A 12,690-nucleotide genomic window follows, 5' to 3' on the forward strand; every position below is an offset into this window, starting at 1 on the left:
GAGGCTAGTCCTCGGCCTCCGAAACAAGAAGGCCCCCGCCGAAGACGACGGGGGCCGACCTATGTCCGACTTGACGGGACCTAGAAGGTCCCGCGCAGCACGACCGAGTAGCGCCGGTCGGCGTCGGTGAAGTTGTGCTCCGTCAGGCCTTCTTCGGGCTTGCCGGGATAGCTGACCAGGATCTTGGTCCGGGTGTTCAGCAGGTTCACCGCCTGGAACCCGATCTTCAGGCTGTCGGAGACCGTGTAGAAGATCGAGGCGTCCATCTGGCCGTAGTCATCGGCCCAGGCCGGGATGTTGATGTTCGCGGCCGTGGTGGTCAGCAGGTAGCGCTCACGCCAGTTGTAGGCCACGCGCGCCGAGATCTTGCCCAGGTCATATAGCGCCGCGACGTTGTAGCTGGTCTTCGACATGCCCTCGAGCGGCAGCGACTCCAGCTTGGCGTTGCTGATCTGGGTGGTGTCGTACGGATTGACCGCCGCGTTCCGCGCGCCGCTGCTGTCGATATAGGTGAAGTTGGCCTGCACCCCGAAGCCCTTCAGGGCGCCCGGCAGCATGTCGTAGTACTGGGTGTAGGCGAGTTCGAAGCCCTGCACCTTGCCATGGCCGCCGTTGTACGGCTGGAGCACCTCGACATTGCGCGTCACGCCGTTGTTCGTGAACTGCTGGATCGACGTGCCGTTGGTCACGAAGTTGTAGATGTCCTTGTGGAACAGCGCCGCCGTCAGGCTGCCGGTCGGGGCGAAGTACCATTCCAGCGACACGTCGAACTGGGTCGAGCGCACCGGCTTCAGGTTCGGGTTCCCCGCCGTGGCCGTGTACTTGTAGACGCAGTTGGCCTGCACGCCGCCGGGGATGCTGCTGGAGCACGGAACGCCCGAGCTGGCCTGGTAGCCCGTGGTCTGCGAGACACTGAAGATCGGCTCCAGCTGGACCAGGTCCGGCCGGACGATCGACTTGGCCGCCGCGAAGCGGACGAACAGGTCGGGCTGCACCTTCAGGCGAGCGTTGAGGCTGGGCAGGATGTTCGTGTACTTGCGGCCGCCCGTCAGGTCACTGCGCGCGCCGTTCGAGAACTTGGCGTCGTCGGCCGGCATGCCCGCCGCGGTCGGGTTGAACAGCAGCAGGCCCTTGGACTGCGAGTCCGTCTGGACGACGCGCAGGCCGATGTTGCCGTCGAGCTCGCGCTCCTCGCCGCCGATCGACACGTCGTGGCCGAAGCGCAGCAGGCCATAGGCGGCCAGGGTCTTTTCCTTCTGGCGGTTGATGCCGCCGTTGCCGCCGCCGCCCGTGAAGCCGTCGTAGTTCTGGTTGAACTGGCCCCACCAGCCGCCGTACTTGGCCGACATCTGGGCGATCACCGGGGCCCACTTGCCGTAGTTCTGGACCAGCTCCTCGCCCGGCATCACGAAGGTGGCCGGCAGCTGGACGTCGCCGCGGAAGAAGTTGTCGAAGGTGTAGAGGCCATAGTGGCCCTGATACTCCGGCAGCTTGTCGATCGACGGGGCCGACCAGCTGGGGGCGACGCCGGCCCAGTTGTAGTTCGTCTCGCGGGTCGTCGACTCGCGGAAGGTGTTGCGGACGCCGAAGCGGAACGACCGCAGCCAGCCGCCGTCGTCGAAGGTGTAGGCGCCGTCCAGGCGCTCGGCCCACTCGCGCGCCTCGTTGCGGTCGTGGTGGTCCATCGCGGCCATCAGGTAGTAGCTGGCCGGGTTGGACGTATAGGCCTTGTCGTTGTTCATCGTGATCACCGGCGTCGAGCCGGTGACGTCCAGCGTCGCCGGCGAGGCGTCGCCGCTCAGCGCGTTGAACAGGGTGAAGTCGACGGTCTTGGTCTTGGCGTAGACATACTGGATGTCGCCGCTGAACGACCACTTGTCGTTCGGATTGTACTTCACGTTCAGGGCGTAGTCGCTCGTCACCGAGCTGCGCTCGGCGTAGCGGGTGTCGATCGTCGACGAGCCCAGGCTCGTGCCGCCCGGCGAGCCGGCCAGCGTGCCCTTCAGGAAGTGGCCGGTGTCGTCGTAGGTGAAGCTGGTGCCGGCGGCCGGACCGTTGGTCGAGCCGGGATTGAAGCCCACGGCATGCTCGGTCGAGGCCGCCAGGGCCGACGAGCGCAGGAACTGCAGGCTGGCGTCCCACTTATCGTTCGGGCGCCACTGCAGGGCCGCCGCGATGCCCTTGCGCTCGCGATCGAAGGACAGGCTGCGATAGCCGAAGCCGCCGGGGACGTAGACCGTCTTGCCCGGGACCAGGTCGGTGCGGGCGAAGTAGGGGTCGACCGAGATGGTGTCGGTGCGGCTCTTCAGCTTGGAGTCCGAGACGTCGACCAGGAAGCCGACCTCGCCGATGCCGGTGTCCCAGCGATCGCTGTACAGCAGCGAGCCGCTCGGCTTCCACTTCTTGGCCAGGTCGCCGTACGAGGCGTCGAGCGAATAGGCCAGGATCCGCTTGTTGCTGTCGAACGGCAGGCGGGTGCGCAGGTTGACGGTGCCGCCCAGGCCGCCTTCGACGATGTCGGCCGAGGGGTTCTTGTAGACGTCGACGCCGGCCATCAGCTCGGGCGGAACATCTTCGAAGCTCAGCGTACGGCCGCTCTTGGCCGAGAAGTTGTCACGGCCGTTCAGTTCGCCGCGCACCCACGACAGGCCGCGCACCTGCACGCCCGAGCCCTCGACCGACAGACGGTCGGCGTCGCGGCCGTCCGAGGTCCGGCCGATGGTCACGCCGGTGACGCGCTGCAGGGCTTCGGTGACCGAGCGGTCCGGCAGGGCGCCGATGTCCGTGGCGGTGATCGAGTCGACCAGCTGTTCGGCGTTCTGCTTGATCTTCTGCGACGACTGGATCGAGGCGCGCTGGCCGGTGACCACGACCTCCTCGACGACGTCGTCGCTCTTGGCGGGCGCGGTCTGAGCCAGCGCCGCGACAGGCGCGAGCGCGCAGAAGACCAGCGCCGAGGCGCCGGCGAGCATGAGTTTGCGATGAGACGAATCGAGGCGCTGCATGGCCGTTCCCTTCCCCCTGTTTCGAGCCGTCCCGGTCCGTTCTATGGCGTCCGGTGACGTGCGGCCTTCAGGCGCCGCGTGCTCCACATCGGTAGCTATAATCGTATAATTGCTACCTTCAAGCCGAAATTGATAGCGCTATCATTTCGGACATGACAGCGTTGTTTCGGCCACACCTCGGCCATTGACACCGCGATCAATCGTCGGAAATCCGGAAGCGCTTCCAAAGCTGGCGCGCCCACCGACCAGATTGCGTCGATCATTATTATACTATAAATGCCCGCCTGAATGATGGGGTCAGGCCTATGGGCCGGCGTTAGGGACGGATATGAGCGACGGTAACGCGGGCAAGCGCCTGCGCAGCGGCGGCACCTATGGCAAGCTGGATCGAGACGGGTTCATCCATCGATCCTGGATGAAGAGCCAGGGCCTGCCCGACGACGTCTTCGACGGTCGCCCGGTGATCGGCATCTGCAACACCTGGTCGGAAATCACTCCCTGCAACGCCCACCTGCGCGAGATCGCCGAGCACGTGAAGCGCGGCGTCTGGGAGGCCGGCGGCCTGCCGCTGGAGTTCCCGGCCATGTCGCTGGGCGAGACCCAGATGCGGCCGACGGCGATGCTGTTCCGCAACCTGCTGGCCATGGAGGTCGAGGAGTCGATCCGGGGCAATCCGATCGACGGCGTCGTGCTGCTGGGCGGCTGCGACAAGACCACGCCGGGCCAGCTGATGGGCGCGGCCAGCGTCGACCTGCCAACCATCGTCGTCTCGTCCGGCCCGATGCTGAACGGCAAGTTCCGCGGCAAGGACATCGGCTCGGGCACCGACGTCTGGAAGTTCTCCGAGGCCGTCCGCGCCGGCGAGATGAGCTTGGCGGACTTCATGTCGGCCGAGAGCGGGATGAGCCGCTCGCCCGGCACCTGCATGACCATGGGCACGGCCTCGACCATGGCCGCGATCATCGAGGCGATGGGCCTTTCGCTGCCCTACAACGCCAGCATCCCCGCCGTGGACGCCCGCCGCCGGGCGATGTCGCACGAGACCGGCCGCACGATCGTCAAGATGGTCAAGGAAGGCCGGGTCCTGTCGCAGGTCGCCACCCGCGCGGCGTTCGAGAACGCCCTGCGCGTCCACGCCGCGATCGGCGGCTCGACCAACGCCGTCGTCCACCTGCTGGCCCTGGCCGGGCGCCTGGGCGTGACGCTGGAACTGGAAGACTTCGACCGCCTGTCGCGCGACGTGCCGCTGCTGGTCGACCTGCAGCCGTCGGGCCGGTTCCTGATGGAGGACCTGCACTATGCCGGCGGCCTGCCAGCGGTGATGAAGCAGCTGGAAAAGGTCCTCGATCCCGAGGCTCCGACCGTGGCCGGCCACCGCATCGGCGCCCAGTACGAGAGCGCCGAAGTGTTCAACGCCGAGGTCATCCGCTCGATGGCCGATCCGGTGAAGCCCGACAGCGGCATCTGGGTGCTGCGCGGCAACCTGGCTCCCGGCGGCGCGGTGATGAAGCCCAGCGCCGCCTCGCCCGAGCTGCTCAGCCATCGCGGCAAGGCCGTGGTCTTCGAGACCATCGAGGACTTCCGCGCCCGCATCGACGATCCGGACCTGGACGTCGACGAGACCTCGATCCTGGTCTTGAAGGGCTGTGGCCCCAAGGGCTATCCGGGCATGCCCGAGGTCGGCAACATGCCGTTGCCTCGCAAGCTGCTGGAAAAGGGCGTCAAGGACATGCTGCGGATCAGCGACGCCCGGATGAGCGGCACCGCCTATGGCGCGGTGATCCTGCACGTCTCGCCTGAGTCCGACGCCGGCGGCCCGCTGGCCGTGGTGCGCAACGGCGACGAGATCATCTTCGACGGCCCGGCGCGCTCGCTGACCCTGTCGATCAGCGACGCCGAGCTGGAGAACCGCCTGACCGCCTGGCGCGCCGACCGTCCGGCCCCGAAATACACGCGCGGCTACGCCAAGCTCTATGTCGACCACGTGCTGCAGGCCGACCAGGGCGCGGACCTCGACTTCCTGGTCGGGGCCTCGGGCTCGGTCGTCACCCGCGAGAGCCACTGATGGACCAGGACGTCGTCATCGTCGGCGATTGGGGCACCTCGCGCCTGCGGCTCTGGCTGCGCCAGGGCAAGAGCGTGATCCATCGCCGCGACGGCCCCGGGGTCTCGGCCCTGACCGACACGCCCGAGAAGACCTTCCTGGACCTGATCGGCGACTGGCGCGAGGCCAATCCGGCCGGCGCCCTGCTGTGCGGCATGGTCGGCTCCAGCATCGGCTGGACTCTGGCCCCCTACGCCCCCTGCCCGGCCGGTCCCGCCGACGTGGCCGGGAAGGCCCTGCGCTTCGAAGCCGACGGCCTGCCGGTGACCCTGGTCCCGGGCCTCTCCTGCGTGAACCCGCTGGGCGGTCCCGACGTGATGCGCGGCGAGGAGACCCAGGTCTTCGGCGCCCTGGCCCTGGACGAGACCCTGCGCAGCGGCCGCCACCTGCTCGTTTTGCCCGGCACCCACAACAAGTGGACCGTGGTCGAGGACGGCAAGATCATGGGCTTCGTCACCGCCCCGGTCGGCGAGACCTTCGCCCTCTTGAAGCAGCACTCGACCCTGGCCGCCGGCGGCGGCTCGCAGGCCGATGGCTCGGCCGAGGGTTTCGCCAAGGGCCTTGAGCGCATCGCCGAGCACGGCGCGGCGCGCCTGCCCCACCTGATGTTCGAGACCCGGTCGCGTCAGCTGCTGGACGGCCTCTCGCCCGCCGACGCTATGGGCTATCTGTCGGGCCTGCTGATCGCCGCCGACGTCGCCGCCGCGCGCGACTGGTTCGGGCCGATGACCGCCGTGACCGTGATCGGCGCTGGGTCCCTCAGCGACCTCTATGTCCAGGCCCTGGCCAAGATCGGCGTCGGCGCGTCCGTCGTCGACGGCGACGCGGCTGTCCTCGCCGGCCTCTCGGCGATTTCCAGATCTCAAGAGAAGTGAGCGTCATGTCCGAACTCGCCCCGCCCCCCATCGTGGCCATCCTGCGCGGCGTGAAGCCGGACGAGATCGTCGACATCGCCGCCGCCCTGGTGGCCGCCGGGATCAAGGGCATCGAGGTGCCGCTGAACTCGCCCGATCCGCTGGAGAGCATCGGCAAGCTGTGCGCCGCCTTCGGCGACCAGGCCCTGTGCGGGGCCGGCACGGTGCTGTCGCCCCAAGCCGTCGACGACGTCGCCGGGGTCGGCGGCAAGCTGATCGTCACGCCCAACACCGATCCCGAAGTCATCGCCCGCGCCGTCGCCCTGGGCCTGACCGCCATGCCCGGCTTCGCCACGCCCTCGGAGGCCTTCGCCGCCGTGAAGGCCGGGGCCAAGGCGCTGAAGCTGTACCCGGCCAGCTCGTTCGGCCCCGGCCACGTCAAGGCGGTCAAGGACGTGCTGCCCAAGGACATCCTGGTCTACGCCGTCGGCGGCGTCGGCGCGGCCAATCTCGAGCCCTGGCGCGCGGCCGGCGTGGCCGGCATCGGCGTCGGCGGCGAGCTCTATCGTCCGGGCTACACGGCCCAGGAGGTCGGCCAGCGCGCCGCCGCCCTGGTCGCGGCCTGGAACGCCGGCTGACCAGCCGGACAGCGATAAAAGCAAGGGGGAGGAAACCGTGAACCTAGCAGCCATCGATATCGCGGTGCTGGCGGTCTACGCCGTCGCCATCTTCGGCCTGGCCCAGTGGGTCAGCCGCGACAAGAGCGGTCACCAGAAGGACTCGACCGACTACTTCCTGGCCGGCAAGGCCCTGCCCTGGTGGGCCATCGGCGCCTCGCTGATCGCCGCCAACATCTCGGCCGAGCAGATCATCGGCATGAGCGGCTCGGGCTACGCCATCGGCCTGGCCATCGCCTCGTACGAGTGGATGGCGGCCCTGACCCTGCTGATCGTCGGGAAGTACTTCCTGCCGGTGTTCCTGAAGAACGGCGTCTACACCATGCCGCAGTTCCTGGAGCAGCGGTACGGCCCCAGCGTGCGGACCCTGATGGCCGTGTTCTGGCTGGGCCTATACGTCTTCGTGAACCTGACCTCGATCCTGTGGCTGGGCTCGATCGCCATCCACACCGTCACGGGCCTGGACCAGATGTGGGCCCTGGCCGCCATCGGCGCCTTCGCCCTGGCCTATCAGATCTGGGGCGGGCTGAAGGCGGTGGCCCTGACCGACATCGTCCAGGTGGCCTTGCTGGTCACCGGCGGCCTGATCATCGCCTGGCTGTCGCTGGGCAAGATCGGCGGCGGCGACGTCGTGGCCGGCTTCCACCAGCTGACCACCCAGTTCCCCGAGAAGTTCGACATGATCCTCTCGAAGGACAACCCGCACTACAAGGACCTGCCCGGGATCGCGGTGCTGGTCGGCGGCCTGTGGATCATGAACATCAGCTACTGGGGCTTCAACCAGTACATCATCCAGCGCGCCCTGGGCGCCAAGGACCTGAAGGAAGCCCAGAAGGGCATCGCCATGGCGGCCTATCTGAAGCTCTTGATGCCGGTGATCGTGGTGCTGCCGGGCATCGCCGCCCTGGTCCTGGCCCCGCAAGGCATCAAGCCCGACCAGGCCTATCCGGAGATGATGAAGCTGTTGCCGCCCGGCCTGCTGGGCCTGGTGTTCGCGGCGCTGGTGGCGGCGATCGTCGCCTCGCTGGCGGCCAAGATCAATTCGATCGCCACCATCTTCACCCTCGACGTCTACGCCAAGGCCCGCCCGGGCCAGAGCGAGGGCCACCTGGTCACCGTCGGCCGCCTGACCGCCGTGCTGGCCGTGATCGTCGGCGTCCTGACCGCCAAGCCGCTGCTGGGCGGCGCCGAGCAGGCGTTCCAGTTCATCCAGGAGTTCACCGGCTTCTTCACGCCCGGGATCGTGGTGATCTTCATCCTGGGCATGTTCTGGAAGAAGGCGACCACCGCCGGAGCCCTGACCGCCGCCATCGGTTCGGCCGTGCTGTCGGCGTTGTTCTGGTACCTGCAGGAGCAGGCGATCTACACCATGCCGTTCATGAACCGCGTCGGCGTCGTCTTCCTGCTGTCGCTGGCCGGGGCCGTGCTGGTCTCGCTGGTCGCGCCGCAGAAGAAGGTCGTCAGCGTCGTGACGCTGGAGGGCATCAGCTACAAGACCTCGACCGGTTTCAACATCGCCGGCGTCGGGGTGATCCTGATCCTGATCGCGCTCTACGCGACCTGGTGGTGACGCAAGGGTGGGCTGCCGCGCGCGACGCCGGCTGCCCATTTTTTCCGTTTTGGTCAGACCTCCGACCTGAACACTCTTGCCGAACGCCCCCGGCGCGGATGTATTCAGCTCAACCGCTCCGTTCGCGAGCGGAACAAATCAAGGTAGCCAGCGGCGAATCCCTTTCGTTCGCCGCCGCAGGAAAGAAGATCCGCCGATGCGCACCCAGCCCGGTCTGAGTTTGACCTACGGTCTGGTCGAGCAGCTTGGTCAGGCCATTGTCACGGGCGAATACGTCGAGGTCGGTTTTCCGACCGAGGGCGAGCTGTCGAAGCAGTTCGGCGCCAGCCGCACGGTGACACGCGAGGCGGTCAAGATGCTGACCGCCAAGGGCCTGCTCAGCGCCCGTCCCCGCCACGGCACCGTGGTCGAGCCGGAAGCCGAGTGGAACATGCTCGATCCCGACGTGCTGCGCTGGCTGCTGGAGCGCAAGTTCTCCCTGCGCCTGCTGGCCGACTTCACCGAGATGCGCTTGGGGATCGAGCCCGCCGCCGCGGCCCTGGCCGCCCGCAACGCCGACGAGGCGGGGCTGGAAGAGATCCGCAAGGGCCTGCGCCGGATGAAGGCCGCCGCCCAGGGCGAGGACGACCCGCTGTCGGCCGACATCGCCTTCCACATCGCCATCCTCAGCGCGACCAAGAACCCGTTCTATCGCGAGCTGCACGAGCTGGTGAACACGGCCCTGCGCATCTCGATCCGCTTCACCAACCGCATCAAGGGCCGCACCGCCTCGATCCCCTCGCACGAGGACGTGGCCGAGGCGATCATCGCCCGCGACGCCGCGCGGGCCTCGGCGGCCATGCGCGAGATCATCGTCGACGTGCTGGAGCTGATCCGCGCCGCCTCGCCGGCCACCGAAAGCGAAGCGGCCCGTCGCGAGGCGTAATGGCCGGCGCTTGCTTTTCGGCGAATATTTGACAACGTTGTCAAGACAGCGACAAGGCCATCCGAAGCCGCGCGCCGCCGACGAGGAAAACGCCATGATCTCGATCCGCAAAGTCCTGGCGCTGGGCGTCCTGGCCGCCGCCCTGGCCCTGCCGGCCGCCGCCCGCGAGCTGTCGCCGAAGGCCCAGGTCGCGGCCATGAAGCGCGGCGTCAACGTGCTGGGCTACGACCCGTTGTGGCAAGACCCGGCCAAGGCCCGCTTCCAGCTGGACCGCCACTTCCAGATCCTCAAGGCCGGCGGCTTCGACACGGTGCGGGTCAACCTGCAGGCCTTCGCGCACATGGACGCCGACAGCCGTCTGGACCCGGCCTGGCTGGCGACCCTGGACAAGGTGGTCGAGCAGGCCCTGGCCGCCAAGCTGACCGTCATCCTCGACGAGCACGACTTCAACGTCTGCGAGGCCGACCCCGTCGCCTGCAAGCCGCGCCTGACCGCCTTCTGGGCGCAGGTCGCCGAGCGCTACAAGGCCGCGCCCGACCAGGTGGTGTTCGAGCTGCTGAACGAGCCCAGCCGCAAGCTGGACGACGTCTGGAACGCCTGGATCCCGGACCTGCTGGCGACCATCCGCGCCACCAACCCAACCCGCAACGTCATCGTCGGCCCGGGCCAGTGGAACAGCCTGCATCGCCTGGCGGACCTGAAGCTGCCCAAGGCCGACCGTCACCTGATCGTGACGTTCCACTACTACGATCCGTTCCCGTTCACCCATCAGGGCGCGTCGTGGGCCGATCCCGTTCCGCCCGTCGGGACAAGCTGGGGAACCCCGGACGAGCATGCCCGGATCGACAAGGATTTCGACGCCGTCGCCGCCTGGGCCAAGGCGGAGCGCCGGCCGGTGCTGCTGGGCGAGTTCGGGGCCTACGACAAAGGTCCAATGGATTCCCGCGTCGCCTACACGCAAGCTGTCGCCCGGTCGGCCGAGGCCCATGGCTTCGCCTGGGCCTACTGGCAGTTCGAGAGCGACTTCAATGTCTACGATGTCGACGCCGACCAGTGGATCGCCCCGATCCACGACGCCCTGATCCCCGCCAAATAGGCCCATCGATAGGATAGCCCGTGCAGATCCCCTACGTCGCCGCCGCCGACCGCTATTCGTCGATGCCCTATCGCCGCACGGGCCGCAGCGGCCTGGACCTGCCCGCGATCTCGCTGGGCCTGTGGCAGAACTTCGGCGGGGCAGACGTGTTCGAGACCGGCCGCGCCATCCTGCGCCGGGCCTTCGACCTGGGCGTCACCCACTTCGACCTGGCCAACAACTACGGCCCGCCCTATGGCTCGGCGGAAGAGAACTTCGGCCGGGTGATGGCGACCGACTTCAAGGCCCATCGCGACGAGCTGGTCATCTCGACCAAGGCCGGCTGGGACATGTGGCCGGGCCCCTACGGCGGCATCGGCGGCTCGCGCAAGTACCTGATCGCCAGCTGCGACCAGAGCCTCAAGCGCATGGGCGTCGACTATGTCGACATCTTCTATTCGCACCGCGTCGATCCCACGACGCCGCTGGAGGAGACCATGGGCGCCCTGGCCCACCTGCACCGCCAGGGCAAGGCGCTATACGTCGGGATCTCGTCCTACTCGCCCGAGCTGACCCGCCAGGCCCACGCCATCCTCAAGAGCGAGGGCGTGCCGCTGCTGATCCACCAGCCGTCCTATTCGATGGTCAACCGCTGGATCGAGGACGAGTTGCTCGACACCCTCGACACGCTGGGCGTCGGCTGCATCGCCTTCTCGCCGCTGGCCCAGGGCCTGCTGACCAAGAAGTACCTGAACGGCGCGCCGGCGGACTCGCGGGCGGCCCGCAACGGCTCGTTCGGCGGCCACCTGCTGAGCGAGGACAACCTCGCCCGCATTCGCGCCCTGAACGCGATCGCCGAGCGGCGCGGCCAGACCCTGGCCCAGCTGGCCCTGGCTTGGGTGCTGCGCGATCCGCGCGTCACCTCGGCCCTGATCGGCGCCCGCACGGTGGCTCAGCTGGAGGATTCCCTGGCGGCCCTGAACGGTCTCTCCTTCACCGCCGAGGAGCTGGCCGAGATCGACCGGCATGCCTCGGAAGGCGGCGTGGACCTGTGGAAGGTGTCTTCGGAACTCGCAACAAGCGACCTGCCGTAAGGTTAATAGCCAAGGTTTAATGTTTCTTCGGCTTGTGGAACCCAGGCGTTCGCATAAAGTTCTGCCGCTATGGCCAAGGGCGACCAATCCCTTTCCGACCAGGTCGAAGGCCTCGACCGTCTCACCGAGCGTGAGCGCGAGTGTCTTCGTCTCGTCGACCGCCACATGAGCTCCAAGGAGATCGCCCGCGAGCTGGGCCTCTCCAAGCACACCGTCGACTGGCATCTGGACAAGGCGCGACGACGCCTGGGCGCGGCCGACCGCTACGACGCCGCGCGCCGGGTCTTCGACCGGGCCCGTCAGCCCTCCTCCGAAACCGCCTCCGATCAGGGGGGGCTCCCCCCTGTCACCCCCCCTCCGATCGCGTCGGGGTCCGATCCGTCCCGGCTAGGCGAACGCCCTTCCTCACGGTCAGCTGACCGCATCGAGGAAGGAGTTCCCAGTGAACGATTTGACCCCCCATCAGAACGAGCTGACGCCTCACCAGAAGGACGCGATCGGCCGAGCCGCTCACCTGCGGCGGGAAGTGTCGAGCTTCCAGGACATGTGGCCGCGCCTGAATTCGGCCGAACTGCTGCCCCCGATCACCTGGAGCGAGCTCGAGCGCCAGCTTCAGAGCCTGGCGGTCAACCCGACCGCCGCCGCGATGGTGCCGGACCTGGTGGCGGCTACGCGCAAGCAGGCTTCATTCAAGCCCCACGAACTGGTGATGCGGGAGATCCTGTGCATCGCCAGCGCGGTGATGGACGAGACCTTCCTGTCGGACTCCTTGTCTTCGGACTTGGAGGAGGACGACCCAATCAGCTGAGCCTTCCCCTGCGACTGGCCTTCATCGCGGCCGTCATGATCGTGACCGCTCTCGCGTTCGGCTCGATCCTGACGGGGCTCCACGCTCTCGAAAGCCTGTTTCCGTAAGATTGCGCCTCTCAGGAGCCGAGGCGCCCCTCTCTCTCGAACCCATACCTTAGCAACGCGCCAGCATCGCTTGGCGCGAGGAGACTTCTCATGTTCAAGCAACGCCGGATGGCTGCCGTGACTGTGGCCGAAGCTCTGTTCGCCGCCGAAAAGGCCATCGACGCCGCCATCGCCAGCACGGCCGCCCTGGCCGGGCTGATGCCGACCACCCGCCAGGAGGCCAAGCTGTCGGCCCTGATCGGCCAGGACGCCATCATGTCGGCCATCAGCACCATGCAGGCCCTGGGCGTGGCCCGCGAGGGCATCGTCACCACGCACAAGCACCTGACGGTCGCCCAGCACGACATCGGCCTTTCGTCCATGTCGCTCGCCGAGGACGAGTTCGGCAAAGGGCCGGGCTTGGGCATGGCCAACGCCCGCCTGACCGTCGCCGCCTAGAGCTTCAAGGCCCGACACAAGATCCTCGCCGGT

General features: G+C 67.7%; 10 protein-coding genes and 1 pseudogene. 10 read left to right on the forward strand and 1 reads right to left on the reverse strand.

Annotated elements, in window-relative coordinates; all coding sequences use genetic code 11:
- Positions 1–80 precede the first annotated feature (80 nt).
- Complete coding sequence (locus K8940_RS19215) at positions 81–3,005, reverse strand: TonB-dependent receptor (RefSeq protein ID WP_223391663.1); 2,925 nt, start codon at positions 3,003–3,005, stop codon at positions 81–83.
- 328 nt (positions 3,006–3,333) lie between these two features.
- On the opposite strand from K8940_RS19215, the gene K8940_RS19220 reads away from it, so the two are divergent.
- The 10 genes and pseudogenes from K8940_RS19220 to K8940_RS19265 all read left to right on the forward strand — a co-directional run bounded on the left by K8940_RS19220 (position 3,334) and on the right by K8940_RS19265 (position 12,657).
- Entirely contained in the window at positions 3,334–5,070 is a 1,737-nt protein-coding gene (locus K8940_RS19220; RefSeq protein WP_223391664.1) for an IlvD/Edd family dehydratase, read from the forward strand.
- Complete coding sequence (locus K8940_RS19225; RefSeq protein WP_223391665.1) at positions 5,070–5,984, forward strand: 2-dehydro-3-deoxygalactonokinase; 915 nt, start codon at positions 5,070–5,072, stop codon at positions 5,982–5,984. Before K8940_RS19220 ends, K8940_RS19225 begins: the two co-directional genes overlap by 1 nt.
- Positions 5,985–5,989: 5 nt before the next feature.
- Complete coding sequence (locus K8940_RS19230) at positions 5,990–6,601, forward strand: 2-dehydro-3-deoxy-6-phosphogalactonate aldolase (protein WP_223391666.1); 612 nt, start codon at positions 5,990–5,992, stop codon at positions 6,599–6,601.
- Positions 6,602–6,638: 37 nt separating this feature from the next.
- Positions 6,639–8,210 carry a sodium/sugar symporter gene (locus K8940_RS19235; protein WP_223391667.1) on the forward strand — a complete coding sequence of 524 codons (1,572 nt, stop codon included), beginning with the start codon at positions 6,639–6,641 and terminating at the stop codon, positions 8,208–8,210.
- A gap of 196 nt (positions 8,211–8,406) precedes the next feature.
- Positions 8,407–9,135 carry a FadR/GntR family transcriptional regulator gene (locus K8940_RS19240; RefSeq protein ID WP_223391668.1) on the forward strand — a complete coding sequence of 243 codons (729 nt, stop codon included), beginning with the start codon at positions 8,407–8,409 and terminating at the stop codon, positions 9,133–9,135.
- 94 nt (positions 9,136–9,229) lie between these two features.
- A complete protein-coding gene (locus K8940_RS19245; RefSeq protein ID WP_223391669.1) occupies positions 9,230–10,231 on the forward strand; it encodes a glycoside hydrolase family 5 protein in 1,002 nt (333 codons plus the stop codon).
- Positions 10,232–10,293: 62 nt separating this feature from the next.
- Positions 10,294–11,304 (forward strand): L-glyceraldehyde 3-phosphate reductase, encoded by a 1,011-nt coding sequence (gene mgrA / locus K8940_RS19250; RefSeq protein WP_411675605.1) that lies wholly within the window; start codon positions 10,294–10,296, stop codon positions 11,302–11,304.
- Between the two features lie 165 nt (positions 11,305–11,469).
- A pseudogene (locus K8940_RS23885) lies at positions 11,470–11,523 on the forward strand (hypothetical protein); the annotation flags it as partial.
- A gap of 223 nt (positions 11,524–11,746) precedes the next feature.
- Positions 11,747–12,112 (forward strand): hypothetical protein, encoded by a 366-nt coding sequence (locus K8940_RS19260; RefSeq protein WP_223391670.1) that lies wholly within the window; start codon positions 11,747–11,749, stop codon positions 12,110–12,112.
- 197 nt (positions 12,113–12,309) lie between these two features.
- Positions 12,310–12,657: a hypothetical protein gene (locus tag K8940_RS19265; RefSeq protein ID WP_223391671.1), complete on the forward strand. Its 348-nt coding sequence runs from the start codon at positions 12,310–12,312 to the stop codon at positions 12,655–12,657.
- The last annotated feature ends 33 nt before the right edge of the window (positions 12,658–12,690 follow it).

Origin of the sequence: Caulobacter segnis, assembly GCF_019931575.1 — a bacterium.
Lineage (GTDB): Bacteria > Pseudomonadota > Alphaproteobacteria > Caulobacterales > Caulobacteraceae > Caulobacter > Caulobacter segnis_C.